General features: G+C 65.6%; 15 protein-coding genes. 7 read left to right on the forward strand and 8 right to left on the reverse strand.

Going from position 1 to position 17499, the window contains the following annotated elements:
* Position 1: 1 nt before the first annotated feature.
* The 8 genes from OG203_RS43060 to OG203_RS43095 all read right to left on the reverse strand — a co-directional run bounded on the left by OG203_RS43060 (position 2) and on the right by OG203_RS43095 (position 10828).
* Positions 2-2293 (reverse strand): ATP-binding cassette domain-containing protein, encoded by a 2292-nt coding sequence (locus OG203_RS43060; RefSeq protein WP_405162948.1) that lies wholly within the window; start codon positions 2291-2293, stop codon positions 2-4.
* 44 nt (positions 2294-2337) lie between these two features.
* Positions 2338-4194 carry an asparagine synthase (glutamine-hydrolyzing) gene (asnB, locus tag OG203_RS43065; RefSeq protein ID WP_405162949.1) on the reverse strand — a complete coding sequence of 619 codons (1857 nt, stop codon included), beginning with the start codon at positions 4192-4194 and terminating at the stop codon, positions 2338-2340.
* 25 nt (positions 4195-4219) lie between these two features.
* Positions 4220-4396, reverse strand: a complete 177-nt coding sequence (locus OG203_RS43070; protein WP_405162950.1) for an aldehyde dehydrogenase family protein — start codon at positions 4394-4396, stop codon at positions 4220-4222.
* 139 nt (positions 4397-4535) lie between these two features.
* The gene (locus tag OG203_RS43075) at positions 4536-5714 is read right to left on the reverse strand and encodes a cytochrome P450 (protein ID WP_405168183.1); all 1179 of its coding nucleotides are present in this window, start codon (positions 5712-5714) and stop codon (positions 4536-4538) included.
* Between the two features lie 2 nt (positions 5715-5716).
* Complete coding sequence (locus OG203_RS43080) at positions 5717-6784, reverse strand: methyltransferase domain-containing protein (protein WP_405162951.1); 1068 nt, start codon at positions 6782-6784, stop codon at positions 5717-5719.
* Between the two features lie 34 nt (positions 6785-6818).
* Entirely contained in the window at positions 6819-8618 is a 1800-nt protein-coding gene (locus OG203_RS43085) for a gamma-glutamyltransferase family protein (RefSeq protein ID WP_405162952.1), read from the reverse strand.
* 83 nt (positions 8619-8701) lie between these two features.
* On the reverse strand, positions 8702-10180 hold the full coding sequence (locus OG203_RS43090) for an FAD-binding protein (protein ID WP_405162953.1): 1479 nt from the start codon (positions 10178-10180) through the stop codon (positions 8702-8704).
* Positions 10181-10351: 171 nt separating this feature from the next.
* Complete coding sequence (locus OG203_RS43095) at positions 10352-10828, reverse strand: MarR family winged helix-turn-helix transcriptional regulator (RefSeq protein WP_405162954.1); 477 nt, start codon at positions 10826-10828, stop codon at positions 10352-10354.
* An 89-nt stretch (positions 10829-10917) separates the two neighbouring features.
* Here OG203_RS43095 and OG203_RS43100 point away from each other — a divergent pair, with 89 nt between their 5' ends.
* From OG203_RS43100 to OG203_RS43130, 7 genes are all read left to right on the forward strand, one after another.
* Complete coding sequence (locus OG203_RS43100) at positions 10918-12105, forward strand: MFS transporter (protein WP_405162955.1); 1188 nt, start codon at positions 10918-10920, stop codon at positions 12103-12105.
* A gap of 319 nt (positions 12106-12424) precedes the next feature.
* Positions 12425-12895 (forward strand): VOC family protein, encoded by a 471-nt coding sequence (locus OG203_RS43105; protein ID WP_405162956.1) that lies wholly within the window; start codon positions 12425-12427, stop codon positions 12893-12895.
* Positions 12892-13794 (forward strand): L-tyrosine 3-hydroxylase, encoded by a 903-nt coding sequence (locus OG203_RS43110; RefSeq protein ID WP_405162957.1) that lies wholly within the window; start codon positions 12892-12894, stop codon positions 13792-13794. The genes OG203_RS43105 and OG203_RS43110 overlap by 4 nt, the downstream gene beginning before the upstream one ends.
* Positions 13791-14675 (forward strand): LLM class flavin-dependent oxidoreductase, encoded by an 885-nt coding sequence (locus OG203_RS43115; RefSeq protein ID WP_405162958.1) that lies wholly within the window; start codon positions 13791-13793, stop codon positions 14673-14675. The genes OG203_RS43110 and OG203_RS43115 overlap by 4 nt, the downstream gene beginning before the upstream one ends.
* The gene (locus OG203_RS43120) at positions 14675-15502 is read left to right on the forward strand and encodes a phenazine biosynthesis protein PhzF (RefSeq protein WP_405162959.1); all 828 of its coding nucleotides are present in this window, start codon (positions 14675-14677) and stop codon (positions 15500-15502) included. Before OG203_RS43115 ends, OG203_RS43120 begins: the two co-directional genes overlap by 1 nt.
* On the forward strand, positions 15499-16680 hold the full coding sequence (locus OG203_RS43125; protein ID WP_405162960.1) for an aminotransferase class V-fold PLP-dependent enzyme: 1182 nt from the start codon (positions 15499-15501) through the stop codon (positions 16678-16680). Before OG203_RS43120 ends, OG203_RS43125 begins: the two co-directional genes overlap by 4 nt.
* The gene (locus OG203_RS43130) at positions 16677-17477 is read left to right on the forward strand and encodes a tryptophan 2,3-dioxygenase (protein WP_405162961.1); all 801 of its coding nucleotides are present in this window, start codon (positions 16677-16679) and stop codon (positions 17475-17477) included. Before OG203_RS43125 ends, OG203_RS43130 begins: the two co-directional genes overlap by 4 nt.
* The last annotated feature ends 22 nt before the right edge of the window (positions 17478-17499 follow it).

The raw sequence follows: 17499 nt of genomic DNA on the forward strand, positions 1-17499 counted from the left end.
CTCAGCGGTCTCCTCGTTCGAGGTCGGCCCGCAAGTATTCGGCGGTGACCGACCGCTTGTCCGACGTGAGTTGCTGTGGGGTGCCTTCGAATAGCACCTGACCACCATGGCGACCCGCGTCCGGCCCGAGGTCGATCACCCAGTCGGCATGCTTGACGACTTCGAGGTCATGCTCGACGACGATGACCGTATTCCCTTCGTCGACAAGGCGATCGAACAGGGCGAGCAACCGGTCGACGTCGGCCATGTGCAGGCCGGTCGTCGGTTCGTCGAACACGAAGACGCTGCTGGTGTCCTGGAGCCGGTGCGCGAGCTTGAGGCGTTGCCGCTCGCCACCCGACAGCGTCGAAAGCGGTTGGCCCAGCGTCAGATACGCCAACCCGACCTCCTGGAGCATGGCGAGCTTGCCGGTCACCTTCTCCTCGGTGAAGTAGGACAGGCTCTCCTCGACGGTGAGCGCCAGCACTTCGGCGATGTTCTTGCCGCGCAACGTCTTCGAGAGTGCCTCTGGGTTGTATCGGCTGCCCTCGCACACCTCGCAGATCACGGTGACCGGGTCCATGTAGGCGAGGTCGGTCTCGATGACGCCGCGCCCCTTGCAGGCCGGGCAGGCACCGGTGGAGTTGAAGCTGAACAGTCCGGGATCGGCGTCGTTGGCCTTCGCGAACAGGGTGCGGACGGTGTCCATGATGTCGACATAGGTCGCGGGCGTCGAGCGCGAGGAGATGCCGATACCCGACTGGTCGACCATCACCGCATCCGGGTGCTGTTCGGCGAAAGCGCCGGAGATGAGCGAACTCTTGCCGGAGCCCGCCACGCCGGTCACCGCGGTGAGCACACCGGCGGGGATACGCACGGAGACGTCCTGCAAGTTGTTCAGCTTGGCATTCTCGATGTTCAGCGAGCCCGTGGCCGCGCGGACATCTTCCTTCAGGCCGGTGTGCTCACGGAGCCTGCGACCGGTGAGCGTGTCGGCGCTCAGGAGCTTCCGGTACGTCCCTTCGAACACGATCTCGCCGCCGTGCGAACCGGCGCCGGGGCCCATGTCGACGATGCGATCGGCGACGGCCATCACGTCCGGGTTGTGTTCAACGACGAGCACGGTGTTGCCGTTGTCGCGCAGCACACCGAGAAGTTCGTTGAGCCGGTGCACATCTCGCGGATGCAGGCCGACGCTCGGTTCGTCGAAGATGAACGTCAGATCGCTCAAGCTGCTGCCGAGGTGGCGCACCGTCTTGAGCCGCTGGCCCTCGCCGCCGGACAGGGTGGAGGTCTCGCGGCCGAGACTGAGGTAGCCGAGCCCGATCGACTCCAACCGCTCCAGCGCCCTGGTCGCGGCCTCGACGACGGGCTTGGCGACCCGATCATCGATGTGCCCAAGCTCGACGATCAGTTCGCTCACTTCCATGGCCGCGTAGTCGGCGATGTTCTTGCCGTTGATCTTCGACGCGAGTGCGGCCTTGTTGAGCCGCCCGCCGCCGCACACCTCGCAGGTGCCGGTCCGCACGACCAGCTCAACGTCCTTGCGCTCCTTCTCTTTCAGCGCGTCGAGGCCGTTCTTGAGGTAGCGCCGATTGAACCGGACGACAATACCCTCGTATTCATTCGAATGCGTGACGTCCTTGCCGGGGCGCCTGACTTTGAAACCCCCGCCGTGCAGCAGCTTTTCCCATTCCTCCTCGGTGAACTCCTGCAACGGCTTGTCGGGATCGAACACGCCGGATTGGGCGTAGGTAATCCACGGATAGCCGCCGACGGCGAACAACGGCGACGTAATGGCGCCCTCGTTCAGCGACTTCTTTTTGTCGAGGAGCAGGTCGAGGTCGAGTCGCGCGGTGCGGCCGAGCCCTTCGCATTCGGGACACATGCCCTGCGGAACGTTGAACGAGTACATGGTCGACTCGCCCGCACTGGGTTTTCCGTGCCGCGAGAACAGCACGCGCAGAATCGGATTGATCTCGGTCATGGTGCCGACGGTCGATCGGGAACTGCCGCCGATCTGTCGCTGGTCGACCACGATCGCGGTGGACAGATGCGACATGCCCTCGGCGTGCGGGCGCTCGTACTTCGGCAGCCGGTTGCGGATGAACCAGGGGAAGGTCTCGTTGAGTTGGCGCTGCGACTCGACCGCGATCGTGCCGAAGACCAGCGACGACTTTCCGGAACCCGAGACACCCGTGAAGACGGTCAGCCGCCCCTTCGGGATCTCCAACGACACGTTCTTCAGGTTGTTCTCTCGGACGCCTTGCAGCGTAATACTGTCGTTCGCGCGCCGTCCGCCTCGATCCGACATACCCACTCCCCTCAGCGTGATCCCAACTAGTTTCCAAATGGAAATTATATCATTACGCGCACCGAGTAGTCGGATACCCACTCGGCGAGGCGAATCGGGGTTTCGTTGTATAGCCCCCTTTCCGGCATGGACGAGGCACGGTCGACCGGCGCGTTGAGGTGCTTATCGATCGCGTCGAGGTCGAACAGTCGCAACGCCGGTGCGCTCGGCTCGGCGACAATCTTGCCGAGTATCTGCTTGATCGCCCGGTCATAGCCGGAATCCTGGGTGGAGGGATACGGTGCCTTGCGGCGTTTCACAATCGATTCCGGCAATAGGTCCGCAGTAGCGGCGCGCAAGAGGCTCTTCTCCCGTCCGTCGAACGTCTTCATCGACCACGGCACATTGAACACATACTCGACCAGACGATGGTCGCAGAACGGAACACGAACCTCGATCCCGCTGGCCATGCTCAACCGGTCCTTGCGGTCCAGCATCACCGGAAGCCACCTGGTCAGATTCAGGTGGCTCGCGATCCGCATCCGCCGGTCGTGTCCGGTCTCGCCGGCCAGGTGCGGAACTTCGCGCAGAGCCGTGTCGTACTGATCGGCGATGTACTCCGAAAGGTTCAGCTGCGCAATCAGATCGGGATCAAGGAAGGCCGTTGACTGCTCGATCACGGACCGCTCGCCGAGTGCGTGCCAGGGAAAGGTGTTGGCCTGCACGGCTTTCTCGTCGTGGAACCACAGGTAGCCGCCGAAGACCTCATCCGCGGATTCGCCGGAAAGCGCGACGGTCGACTGCTCCCGTACCGCTTTGAACAACAGATAGAGCGACGGGCCGAGATCGCCGTCGCCGTAGGGGAGATCCCAGGCCCGCGACACCGCCGACCGGACGTTCGGGGCGACCAAATCCGCGTTGTTCAACAAGATCGTCTGATGGTCGGTGCCGACGTGGCGCACCAACTCCTCCGCGAACGGCTGGTCCGGCGCCTCACGCAGCGGCTCCGACGCGAAGTTCTCCACCTGTCCTTCGAAATCCACCGAGAAGCTGCGGATGCGCGCATCCCCGGCGAGCCCGCGCTGCGCGATCGCGGTCAACGCGCTGGAATCCAAACCGCCGGACAGCAGGGTGCACAGCGGAACATCGGCGACGAGTTGGCGAGAGACGATGTCTTCCAACAGCTCTCGGATCTTGCCGACGGTCGTGGGGATATCGTCGGTGTGCGGCCGGGATGTCAGCTGCCAGTACTTCTGCTCGGTCCGCCGACCGGCGCGAACCCGAAGAACGTGTCCGGGACGAACCTCGTACATGCCTTGCAGCGGTGTCTGCCCGGGAACGCGAACAAAGGACAGAATGTCGCGCAGCCCATCGAGCGTCACGACCGCTCGGCTCTCCGGATGGGCGAGAATCGCTTTCGGCTCGGACCCGAAGAGGACGCCGTTCGCGGTGGGGTAGTAGAACAGCGGCTTGATGCCCAATCTGTCCCGGTACAACAGCAATTCGTCGACGCGGCTGTCCCAGATCGCGAAGGCGAACATGCCGTTCAGCCGTCCGACGAAGTCCACGCCCCACTCCAGGTACGCCCGCAAGACGACCTCGGTGTCGCTCCTGGTCGCGAAGCGGTGACCGTGCGCCGTGAGTTCGTCGCGCAGTTCGGTGAAGTTGTATACCTCACCGCTGTAACTGATCCCGGCCATCGGTGTCCCGTCGGGCAGCGTCTCCGGCGTGACCATCGGCTGCTTGCCGCCCTCGAGATCGATCACCGAGAGCCGCCGATGCCCTAGGGCGCAATGCGGACGCAGCCACATCCCCTCGGCATCCGGGCCACGAAATGCCATGGTGTCCACCATTTTCTGGACAACTCGGCGCTCGGCGGTGAGATCACGATCGAAATCTACCCAACCGACGATTCCACACATCGTCCTGTCCTTTCGATGTCGTCTCTCACGCGAGGGTCGCCCACACCGTCTTCGGTTCCAGATACGCGTCGAGCCCGGCACGTCCCATTTCCCGGCCGACGCCCGAGGCCTTGGCACCGCCGAACGGGGCGGCCGGATCGCCCGGCGCCCGGGACAGGAACTTGCGGGCCGCTAGGCCCACGGTGCTACCCGAGGTATCCACGAAGTCCTCCCGGTCCGCGTCAGAAGCGGTCGATGACGGTGATGCCGCTGGTGCTGAAATCGCTCATCGCGGAAGGGGCTCGCGCGGCGCGAGTGGGGCGCCGCACTCGACGATTTGTGCCGCTCGCATGCTCGCTCCCTCAGGAGATGCGGATGGGCAGGGTGTCGAGCCCCCGGGTGATGTTGTTCGGTGTCCGGTGCGGGTCGCCGGCGAGTTCGAGGGTGGTCGCTCGTTTGGCGAGTGCGACGAACAGCGCGTTCGCCTCCATCGAGGCGAGGGTGCGGCCGGGGCAGTTGTGCACGCCGAAGCCGAAACCGACTGTGTCCGTTGGGTTTCGGTCCGCTCGGAACTCGTCGGGGTCGGGGTACTGGCGCTCGTCCCGATTGGCCGCGCCATAGGAGAGCAGGACCCTGGCGCCCTCGGGAATCGTCACACCGTCGATGTCCATGTCGGCGGTGGTGACCCGGGAGAAGGACTGGATCGGTGTCTCCATCCGGATGCCCTCCAGGAAAGCCCCTGGGACGAGGTCGGGGTCTTCTCGAATTGCCTTCCACTGCTCCGGATTTCGGGCAAGCAGCCACAGGGTGCTCGCCACCCCGGCGATGGTGGTGTCCAACCCGGCGCAGGCGTAGGCACTCATGGTCATCAAGGCTTCGTTCTCGCTGATCTCGCCGCGATCGGCTGCCTCCCAGACGATTTGGCCGAAGCTGTCGGGGAGCAGTTTGTCCGGGGTCGCGTCGGTGACCAGGTACTGCATGAGTGCCTGCACGTCGGGGAAAGTCGAGAGCTGACGCTCACCCGGCGGTCCGAAGTAATTGAACGCGCCGAGCGCCCAGACCAGGATCTTGTCCCGCTGTTCGTCGCGCGGGAAGCCGATCAGGTCCATCACGAGGTCAACCGGCAGCTTGGCCGCGAAATCGGTGACACCGTTGAACTCTTCGCGCGCCATCAGCTCATCGACGAGGTCATCGGCGAGCTGCTCGATACTGTCGGCGACCTGGCGCACGTATTTGGGGCGCAGGGCGTCGTCGAGCACCCTGCGCAGCGCCTTGTGCCGGGGCGGGTCCATCGAGAGGATCGAGCCGTCGGACAGCTCGTTGGCGGTCGGATTCATCGCGATGCCCTGGGCGGAGCTGAACCCTTCCCAGTCGACGAGCGCCGCGCGTACCTGCTCGTAGCGGAACAGGCCGTACATATCGTGTTCGGTCAGATAGGCGACGGGCCCGACGTCGCGCAGTTTCTTGAAGTAGGGGGCCGGGTCGAGGAGTGCTTCGGTCGAGAAGACGTCGATGTCGGTCTCGATGGCGGAGATTGTCATGGTCACGACGTGGCCTCCTCCCTGGCCGCAAGGTCGTAGAAGCAGAGGCGAGGCCCGGCTTCCGGTCGGGTGTACATGCGGCGGCAGGTCAGCTCGGACTTCTCGAACACGTCGAACCAGGCGGAACGGTCGCGGGGCAGTCCCTGGCCGGTCAGTACGTGGATGAGGAAGAAGTCGTCGTCGTTTTCCCTGCTGTCATAACGGATTTCGGGCTCGCCGACCAGCAGGATCTTCAGCTCGGGGAAGGTCGAGGAGATCTCGTTCAGCAGGTCGATGACGGCTTGCTCGCCGTGCCGGAAGTGTTCGTGCAGCGCGCTCATCATGCACAGCCCGTCGGCCTCGAAGCATTCCTTCGGCCAGGTCTTCGGTGCGAAGGCGTCGCCGACGACGAACTTGACCCGATCCGCCACGCCCGAGGTGCGCGCGTGCTCGTTGGCCACCGCGACGGCGTCGGCATCGATGTCCAGGCCGATACCGGTCAGCGAAGGGTCGCGCAGGCAAGCGTCGACTACCAATTGCCCGCCGCCGCAACCGATGTCGAGGATGCGCGTGACGTTGCGGCCACGCATGGCGGTCAGCAGTGTCGGTGTATGGAAGGCGGAGAACAGGGTGTCGCAGTGGGCACCGAGCTTGCCGCCGTCGCGGATCACGTCCTTGCCGTAGACGGCCTTGCCGGTGAGCAGATCGCCGGTCCTGCTGGTGACCATGCCGTACGCGTCGACGTAGACGCCGAGGCGGGCCAGGGACACATCGGTGGTGAGGAACTCGCCGAGCCGGGTCAGGAAGAACTCCTCGCCTCGGGTTTCGAGGATGCCTCGATTGACCAGGTAGCGCAGGAAACCGGGTCCCATATCGGGGTCGATTCCGGCCAGCAGGCCGTCGTCGGCCCGGCGTGGGCCGGACCGGAGCCGCGCAAGCAGTGGGGTGTCGGCGATCGCACGTACCGCGTGGCAGACGTGCATCGCACTGATCATCTCGGGCAGGTCGGACAGGGTGAACGCCTGCCACTCCCTGCGTTGCTGCTCATCGGTGAGTTCGATGATCTCCGGCTGGTGCTCGGTGGTCGTCATCGTTGTTCCTTTCGAAAAATATTGTTGCCCAGCGCTATTCGGCTACCGCGTAGGCGTGGCGGCCGCGCGGGCTCGCCGCGGCCCTGACGAACTCCGCGTCGTCGGTGAACCCGGCCGCGCAGACCCGGCCCAGCGAGTACGCGGGCACGAGGTCGACCTCGTGGCCGCGCTGTTCGAGCTGCTTGACCACAGCCGGATCGCAGGTCTCCTCGGCAACCAGGACGCCGGGCCGGTGCGCGTGCGGAGTGAACGACGCGGGGACCTGGTCGGTGTGGAAGGCGGTGGTTTCGGTCGCGGCCTGGAAGTCGAGCCCGAAGTCGGCGACATTGAGGAAGAACTGCAAGGTCCACTGGTCCTGCCGGTCGCCACCGGGGGTGGCGAACGCGACGTACGGACGCCCGTCGCGCAGGACAACACTCGGGCTGAGCGTCGTCCGCGGCCGCTTGCCGGGTGCTAGCGAGTTCGGGTGTCCCTCGGCGAGGTAGCCGCACTGCCCGCGGGTGCCGAGCGGGAAGCCGAGGCTCGCGATCGCGGGCGAACTCTTCAGCCATCCACCACTCGGCGTGGCGGCGACCATGTTGCCGTGCCGGTCGACGGCGGTGACGGTGACGGTGTCGCCCTTGGTCGTGGTCTCTTGGAGGATCGTCGGTAATCCGTTGCGCAGCTGGGACATCCACTCCGTCTCGGCCGCCGGGTAGTCCGGCTCGGACCGATCGGGAATGAACGAGGTGCGCCCACCCGGCGAACCAGGCCGCAGGGTCAGGTCGGCGCGGTCGCCGACCAGTGCGCGCCGCTGCCGGTTGTAGTCCTCGTCGAGCAGCCCGGCGATCGGCACGTCGCTGAAGTTGGGATCGCCGTACCAGGCCTCGCGATCGGCCATCGCGAGCTTCGTGCACTCCGTCACGGTGTGCAGGTAGTCGGCGCTGCCCTGGCCCATCTTCTGCAGATCGAATCCGTTCAGCAGCGCGATCTGCTGCAGGAACACCGGACCCTGCGACCACGGTCCCGGCTTGAAGACCTGGTACGGACCGTAGCCGTGACTGGGCGCGGTCTCGACGGTCGCCTGCCAGTCGGCGAGGTCGGCCGCGGTCAGCAGGCCGCGGTGCCGCCTGCCGGTGGCGTCCAACATCGGTCCGGTGGCGAGGAATTCGGTGATCTCCTCGGCTACGAAGCCCTTGTAGAAGGCGTCGTGCGCGGCCTGGATCTGGGCCTCGCGGTCGGTCGACGCGGACTCCGCCGCCTTGATCAAGCGCTGATAGGTGTTGGCGAGCGCGCGATTACGGAAGCGGCTGCCCGCGGCGGGCGCGGTGCCACCCTGCAGATACGTCTTGGCTGACCCGGTCCACTCCTCGCGGAACAGCGGGGCGAGCACGTTGATGGCCCGCGCGGTCTCCGGCAGCAGCGGAAAACCGTTGTCCGCGTAGCCGATCGCGGGTTGCAGGACATCCGCGAGGCGCATGGTGCCGAACTCGGCGAGTAGCCGCATCCAGCCGCCGAATGCGCCTGGCACGCAGGCGGGCAACAGGCCCGACCCCGGGATGCTGCTCAGTCCGAGATCGCTGAAGGTATCGATGCTGACCGCACGCGGCATCGGGCCCTGACCGCAGATCGCTTGCACATCATCGCTTTTCGCGCGATGCGCGACGATCGACAGGTCACCGCCCGGCCCGTTGAAGTGCGGTTCGACGACCTGGAGCACGAATCCGGCGGCGATGGCGGCATCGAAGGCGTTGCCGCCGTTCGCCAGAATTCTCATGCCCGCGGCGGAGGCGAGCCAATGGGTGCTCGCGACGGCACCGGTGGTCCCGGTCAGCTCGGGCTTGGATGGAGGCATGCGGCTACTCCTCTGATTCTGAATGCGTATTCGGAGGTCGTTGAACGAGTGCGAAATCGACGGTTTACTCCGGCGAAAAGCGGTTACTCGTCTTGGAAGATTTTCTGACCGGTGGCGAGGATGGCGCTCGGGTCGTACCGTGATTTCGCGGCCCGGAATGCCGACCATTTGTCGCCGTAATGGGTGCGCCAGTCCTGCGCGGTGAGGCGAAGTGAGCCGATCGGATAGAGCACGGCGCCATACTGTTTGCGCGCGTGGGCGAGCATTCGCTCGTTACGGTCGAGCATTTCCTCGATGAATTCCGGATCGATGCCAGGCGCCTCGGCGACGGTGTTGATATCGAGGACGAACACCCAGTCGGATCCGTTCGCCTCTGGCACCGGGGGATAGGGCCTGGTCATGTGCGAGCGCCGCTGCGGGTAGAGCAGGCTGATGCCGTATGGCCCGATATCGCGCGCGCTGAGCTGCGACTGAACCTCGGCGACATAGTCTTCGACGACGGCGCCGGACAACCACACGTCGTACCACGGCTTGACGAGCCGGTCCCAGTTCACCGTTTCCCGCATGCCGTCGACGAGCGTGTCGATCTTGTACACGTAGTCGAGGTAGGTGGTGTCGTCGATGATCGGCTCGGTGGTCAGGCCCTCGGCGGCGACCTTGTCGTTCGGCGGCGTCGCCGGGTCGTAGAGGGCCGTCGCGAACAGCCGGTGCGACGGCGTTGACTCGGGGGAGTACAGCTCGGCGTAGACGTGGTCGATGGCGGGTCGCTCGATGAGCGTGCGCACATCGCTGAAGAACTTGGCGTTGTCGGTGTATTCGAGCACGTAGGTGCGGGCACGTTCGGTCGCGGGAACGAGGTCGACCACGGCCTTGGTGATGACACCGCACTGGCCGAGCCCACCGAGCACCGCCTCGAACAGGTCGGGCTTGTGCTCGGGTGAGCAGCGCTCGATGGCGCCGGTTCCGGTGACAACCTCGAGTTCGCGCACGTGATCGACCTGCAAGCCGGTGTTCAGCGCGCCGACGAGACCGCCGAGGCCGCCCACCGACAGCGTTCCGCCGACGGTCAGCGAGGTGTAGCCGGTGATGGCGGGCGGTGTCAGCCTCGGCTTTTGCTCGTAGGCGGCGTTGACCAGGTCCTTCCACAGGATTCCCGCGTCAACCTCGGCGACGTCCTTGCCGATGGAGTGGATGCGGTTGAGGTAGCGGTTCTCGATGACCAGTCCGTCGGTGAGGCCCTGGCCGAAGGTGGTGTGCGCGTTGCCCCTTGTCGACACGGTGATGTCATGGGCGCGGCAGAAGCGGATCATCGCGGCGATATCGTCCGCCGACCGCGGCCGCAGTACCGCCGCGGGCTTGTGGTTGGTGATGTTGCCGAGGTCGGTGGCGACCGCCTCGCGGGACGCCTCGTCGACGAGCAGCTCGCCGTCGAGCACGGGCGCGGTGGCGAACGACGGTTTCGTCGCTTCCCCGGTGACCCAGGCGCGCTCGATCGGATCGAAACCGACGACAGCGGATTTCGCTCCGGTACCGCGTATTGTGCCGCCGCTGTTTTCAGGCACGGCAAACTCCCTTCGATGCAATGGGTTTCAGGCCGTTCGCAAACACGTTGGCTGCGGCCCATTTCCAATACATCGAACATAACCGGCCCGGCGTGCCATGCACATCCAAAGAATCTTCAAGTTACTGTCAAAACCTCTTGAAGCGATATAAGATTCAGCACCTTTGGCAGGTCACGACGATATCGCGTGCTGGCCTGCCACGTGAATCGCTTCGGCGACCTTGCCGCACAGTTCGGCGAAGGCGGCTTGTTCGGTCGGGGTGAGCGCCGACGCGGCGATCTTGGCGTTGTCGCGCCTGCATTCGGCTGCGCGGTCGAGGAATTCGCGTCCGATAGGGGTGAGCGAGGTCGTCTGTTCGCGCCGATCGGTACCGAGCGCCGCCTGCTGCACCAGACCCTGATCCTTCAGCACGCGAAGGGCTTTCGACATCGTCGGGCGCGAGACGCTCAACGCATCGCTCAGTGACGACGGCGTCATCGGGCCATGCAGGCGCAGCATTTCGAGCACGTCGTACTGCTGCCAGGTCACCCGCTCGGGTGTGGTTCGGGTGCGGCGCGCCACCAGGACACAGGTCAGGTGCGCCAGCGCGTTCTCTATCCCGTCCTGCCCGTCGAGTACCTGGCTTGGCGCGTTGTCGTCATGGGCCACTGGTTTCTCCTCACCGGTCGCGGGGTTGATTTCCGGCTGGAAACTAGTTTACGGTAACAGTGCTAGACCGACTCGTAGGGAAGGTACGCATGCCTTTCGCCGTATACGTGCTGGGCCTTGGTGTTTTCTGCCTCAACACGACCGAGATCATGGTCGCCGGGCTCATTCCCGGCATCTCGAGTGATCTCGGTGTGTCCATCGCCGCCGTCGGCTATCTGGTCTCGATCTTCGCCTTCGGCATGGTCGTCGGCGGCCCGATCCTGATCGTCGGCCTCTCGAAGGTGGCGCAGCAGAAGTCGCTGGTCTGGCTGCTCGTGGTGTTCGTCGTCGGGCAGACGATCGGCGCGCTGGCGCAAGACTATTGGGTGCTCGTGGTGGCGCGGGTGGTGACCGCGCTGGCCGCCTCGGCGTTCTTCGGGGTCGGCGCGGCGGTCTGCGTGCGACTTGTCGGCGCCGAGCGGCGCGGGCGCGCGATGTCGGTGCTGTACGGCGGCATGATGGTCGCCCAGGTCGTCGGCCTGCCGGTGGCCACGTTCATCGAGCAGCACTTCGGTTGGCGGGCGAGCTTCTGGCTGGTCGATGTGTTGGCGGTCGCGTGTATCGCCGCGGTCGTCGCGCTGGTTCCGTCCGGCGGCAACGCGCAGACGCTGAATTTCCATGCCGAAATCCAGGCCTTCGGTAACCTGCGACTGTGGGGCGCGTACGCGACGAACGCCCTCGTCATCGGCTCGGTCGTGGCCGGATTCACTTACCTGTCACCGATTTTCACCGATGCCACGCATTTCGCACCGGCGACGGTACCGCTGCTGTTCGCCGCCTACGGTATCGCCACGGTGGTTGGTAATGCCGTCGTCGGCCGGTTCGCGGACCGCTACACGCGGCCCATTCTGTTCGGCGGTTTGATCGCGTTGATGCTGGTGCTCGCCGCTTTCGCGCTCGCGGTCGAGTACAAGGCGCCGACGGTCGTCGCCACCGTGCTGCTCGGGCTGATCGGTCTGCCCCTCAACCCGGCCATGGCGGCAAGGGTGATGTCGGTGTCCAACGAAGGTGCGCTGGTCAACACTGTTAACGGGTCCGCCATCAATATCGGTGTCGTCATCGGGCCGTGGCTCGGCGGCATCGGAATCAGCGCGGGGCTCGGCCTCACCGCACCGCTGTGGATCGGCGCGGCGATGGCGCTGTGCGGACTCGTCACGGTGATACCGGATCTGCGGCAGCGTGCGCATCAGTCAGGGGAGGCCGGTGTGTCACTGCAGCAGGCGTCCGCCGAAGGCTAGTGAGAATCCTGTTGCGGCGCCGCATATTTCGTCAATCGAGGCAGCCCGGCTCGGCGGTCCGCAAACCTACGTGTCGGTAGGCGATTCGCGAATCCCGCTGTACGGCGGAATAACCGGTTCGGTGATCGCTAAACCCCCTGGCAGGCACAGGTTTTCGAAAAGTGTCGATAATTGTTGTCTGACAACGATTTAAGGGTTTCTTGAACCCCATTTGATTGTCCGGACGCCGCCGTCCGTCGAGTATGGAAAGTGTTGGACGATCCCCTCCCACTGCGGTGAGGGGCCCATCACGAGCACATTCGCGACGGAAAGGCATCCGATGCACGGGCTTGACATCGCGCCGAGATTTCACCACCTCGCCATCCAGACCGACGACGTGGACTCCACGATCAGGTGGTACCAGGAATTCCTCGGCGCCACAGTGGAATGGAAGCTCAACAGCTTCTCGCCACTCACTCTCGAGCGACTGCCGGGAATCGAGAAGCTGGTTGAACTGAAAGCCGGAGACGTGCGGTTCCACGTCTTCGACCGGGCCGAGCACACCAAGGACGGCCCGGACCCGCTCGGCTACCAATACCAACACGTCGGCATCACGGTGAACCGGCCGGAGGACCTCGTAGCGCTTCGGGAGCACTGGCTGAAGGCGCGGGAGTCGACCGACATCCCCTGGGTCAGGGACGAGGCGCCCTCCGACATCGTCACCGATGCGGACGGAATGCAGAGCCTGTACGTCATCGATCCCAACGGCCTCGAAATGGAATTCCTTTACTTTCCAGGAGCAGGGTCGTGAGTAACCGCACTGTAGATGATTCTGCCGAGCAGCTGCCGCCCCCGCTGCAGCCACACGTACTGTTCATGCCGCCGCTGGGCGATGGGTTCGAAAGCTCCTCCGATGAGGCTCACGAGACCGAGGTCGCTGACCGAGATGTGCCGGAGTACAGCCTTTTCGGCACCGAACCGGTGGAGGAGGAACGGCTGTTCTGGTACCGCTGGATAGCGGGTCACCAGGTCTCGTTCCTGCTGTGGCGGGCGATGTGCGACGTCGTATGGCATCACCCCGAAGACGACGGACCCGGTGAGCGCGAGCTCGAACTGTTGTCCACCTGCGTCGACGGCTACAGCGCGATGCTGCTCTACTCGTCCACCGTCCCGCGCGAGCACTATCACGCCGACATCAGAACGCGAATGGCGTTGCAGCACCCCGCATTCAGCGGTACGTGGGCACCGGACTATCGGCCGGTGCGGCGACTGTTCCGCGGCAAGATGCCGTGGCAGGCCGACCCGTCCTGTGCGGCGCTCGACGAAGCGGTCACCCGCAACGGCATCACGCACAGCCACATCGCCGATCATCTTGTGCCGGACGGACACTCGCTGTTGCAGCAGTCGGCCGGCGCACCCGGCGTGAGCGTGTCCAGGGAGAAGGAGGATCTGTACGACAACTTCTTCCTGACTGTCCGGCGCCCGGTGAGCCACGCCGAATTCGTCGCGCAGCTCGACTCCCGCATCGCGGATCTCACCGATGACCTGCAGCACAACGGGCTGTACCCCAATGTCGACGGCCAGCACCATCCGGTCGTCTCCAACCAGTCGGGCGAGGTGATGCGACCGCTGCTCACCGGCGTCCTCGACGTGCTCGACCGAGCGGCCCGGCTGGTATCGGATATGCGGCTCGAGGAGGCGCACCGATGAAACACGGCATTGTCCTACTGCCCGAGCACGAGTGGAAGGTCGCCGCCGAACGGTGGCGCGCCGCCGAACAACTCGGCTACCACCACGCCTGGACCTACGACCACCTGATGTGGCGCTGGCTCGCCGATCGCCAGTGGTACGGGTCGATACCGACCCTCACCGCCGCCGCCACCGTCACCAACTCCATCGGCCTCGGCATGCTCGTGGCCACCCCTAACTTTCGCCATCCCGTCGCGCTCGCCAAGGAACTCGTCACCGTCGACGATATCGCGAGCGGACGGCTGATCTGCGGACTCGGCTCCGGCGCACCCGGATTCGATGCGAGCGTCCTCGGCGGCCCCGACCTCGGCGCCAAGGAGCGTGCCGACCGGTTCGAGGCGTTCGTCGAGCTGCTCGACGCAGTACTTGTCCGAGGCTCCGTGACAAAGGTGTCACGCTGGTACACCGCGGCAGGCGTGGACTTCCACCCCCGCGCCGGGGACGCGCCGCGACTGCCCTTCGCAGTGGCCGCGACCGGGCCGAGGGGTATGGCACTCGCTGCCGAGTTCGCGCGGTACTGGGTCACTTCCGGACCGCCCAACGACTTCCGCATGCGGCCATTGCGTGAGGTCGTCCCCATGCTGCGAAACCAGGTGCGTGGCGTCGATGCCGCGTGCGAGCGGGCGGGCCGGGACCCGGCCACCTTGAACAAGCTGTTCGTCGCCGACGCGGCCGCCGGCGGGATCACCAGCTCGCTGGCCGCCTACGAGGATGCCGCGGGCGAGCTCGCGGAAATCGGGATGACCGACCTCGTCGTGCACTGGCCGCGCCACGACCAGCCGTACCAGGGCGACGAACAGGTTGTCGTCGATTTCGCCGAGAAGCATTTGGGAGGCGAGTGATGCGGGTACTGCGAGTAGACATGTTCGGCGCGGCACCAGGCCGTGGCAGCACCCTGGACGTGCTCATCCCGGACGGCCGGTGTGACGACGACGTGGTTGCGGAAGCCACTGTGTATGCGCGCCAAGGTAATTCAGACGAGACCGCGTTGGTCAGCGAGTGCTCGCGAACGCAACGGACCTTCGCCTCGCGAATCTTCAACAGCGACGGGGAGACACCGTTCGCCACGCACTCCCTTGCCGGTGTCGCCGCCTGTCTGGTCGGCACCGATCACCTCGACCCTGGTGACCTCGGGCGCACCGCCGAGGCAGGCCCCCAATGGTTGTGGACCGACGGCAACGAGGTCCGGGTGCCGTTCGAGGGACCTCTTGTGCACCAACAGATTCCGCACGATCCCGCGTTGTTCGGCTGGGGTGTCGGCACACCGCACGCCGGTGGCGTCGGCCGGGCGTTCAACTTCGTTCGGGTCACCGAGGATCCGCGATCGTTGCCGGTTCCGGATCTCGACCGCATGCGCGAACTCGGGCTCACCGATCTCACCGCGTTTCGCTGGGACCCGGATCGACAGGAGGTGCTTGCCTGCGTGTTCGCACCCGGGTTCGGCATCCCGGAGGACGCCGGTTGCCTACCGGCGGCCGCCGCGCTCGGTGTCACCGGGCTCGGCCTGGCCGCTGACGGCACGGCGCCCGTGACGGTCCGTCAGGTGACGCGACACGGTGCCGAGTCGGTTTTCGGCTGCACCGGCACGATCACCGACGGCACCGCGCGCGTGCGGATCACCGGGCAGGTGTGGGTCCCCGACGACGACCAGAAAGCGAGTGCGACATGACAATTCGTAATGATCTCGATCCGCTCGCGGAGTACGCGCGTGAGTTCGCCACCGACGGCGCCATTCACCTCAACGGAAACTCGCTCGGCCCGCCACGGCACAGCCTGGTCGGTGAACTCGACCGCGTCGTGTCCGGCCAGTGGGCGCCGCGCCAGGTGCAGGCCTGGTTCCAGGACGGGTGGCTGGATCTGCCTCGGACGGTCGGCGACAAGCTGGGCAGCTTGCTGGGTGCCGGGCCGGGACAGGTGCTGGTCGCCGGGGAGACTACCTCGACGACACTGTTCAACGCGCTGGTTGCCGCGTGTCGCCTGCGGGTGGACCGCCCGGTGCTGCTGATCGAGGAAGCGTCGTTTCCCACCGATCTGTACATCGCGGCCTCGGTGGCCCGGCTGCTCGACCGCGAGCTGATTGTGCAGTCGCGCAACGGCTTCGACACCTATCTCGAGGAGAACGGCGCGCAGGTGGCGGCGGCGCTCGCCGCACCCGTCGACTTTCGAACGGGGGAGCGGCGCGAGATCCGGCCGATCACCGCGCTGTGTCATGCCAAGGGTGCGATATCGGTGTGGGATCTCAGCCACGCCACGGGTGTGCTCCCGGTCGATCTCGACGCGAATGCGGTCGATCTCGCCGTCGGCTGCGGTTACAAGTACCTCGGCGGCGGCCCAGGGGCACCGGCTTTCCTCTACGTCCCGACTCGACTCCAGACGACCGTTGACTTCCCGCTCGCAGGTTGGCACGGGCACGCGAAGCCGTTCGCGATGACGCAGACGTTCATCCCGGCCGACGGCATCGATCGGGCCCGCACCGGCACGCCACCGCTGCTCAGCCTCGTCGGCCTGAACCATGCCCTCGATCCGTTGGTCGAGGTGGGTATCCATGCGCTGCACCGGCGTTCGCAGGAGCTCGGCGAGTACTTCCTGGAATGTCTCGCGGAGCGTCGTCCGGAATTGCTGAACCAGCTTGCCTCCCCTCGGGACGCCGATCGCCGCGGCGGGCACCTCGCGCTGCGAGTCGCCGAGGCCGAGAAGGTCGAATCCGCGCTCGCCGACAGCGGCGTGCACGTCGACGCACGGCCGCCGGACCTGATCCGCTTCGCCTTCGCGCCGCTGTATGTGACGCGCGAGCAGGTGTCGCGCGCGGTCGACGCGCTGTGCAACGCCGTGGAAGGAACACAATGACCCGCGCTCCCGAATACGTTGCGCCCGAGTACGTTACGTACGCGCACATGGACGAACTGCACGAGTTGCAGGTCCCGCGTAGCGAAGCCAGAGGCGAGCTGAACTTCATCCTGATCAGTCACGTCAAGGAGTTGCTGTTCCGCGCGGTGATCGATGACCTCGACACCGCCCGTGACGCGCTGGCACGCGACGACGTGCCAGGCACCTGCCTGGCGTTGGCGCGGGCCACCCGCACGCAGCGGGTTCTTGTAGCGTGCTGGGAGTCGATGAACGGCATGTCGGTGGACGAGTTCGTGGCGTTCCGGCATGTGCTCAACGACGCCTCCGGTACCCAGTCCTTCGCTTATCGCGCTTTGGAATTCGTGATGGGTAACCGGCCGCAGCGTCAGGTAACGGCGGCCTTGCGCGACGGTCACTCGATGCTGCGCGCCGAGCTGGCCAAGCCGTCGCTGTACGACGCGGTCCTGCAACATCTTGCCCGGCAAGGATTTTCGGTTCCGGCCGACTGTCTCGCGAAACCGCCTGCCGAACAACATGAGTCGAATCCGCTCGTCGAAGACGTGTGGCTGGAGATCTATCGCCAGCCGGACCGGCATCACGACGCGCACCGGCTGGCCGAGGCCATGCTCGAGGTGGCGTATCAGTTCTCGCACTGGCGGGCCACCCACCTGCTCGTTGTCGAACGGATGCTCGGCGGCAAGAGCGGGACCGCGGGTACCGACGGAGCACCGTGGCTCCGTGCCATCAACGAACACCGCTTCTTCCCGGAACTGTGGACATTCCGCACCCGGCTCTAGACGCGGCCGACACCAACGTAAG

Source organism: Nocardia sp. NBC_01499 (assembly GCF_045040275.1).
Classification (GTDB): domain Bacteria; phylum Actinomycetota; class Actinomycetes; order Mycobacteriales; family Mycobacteriaceae; genus Nocardia.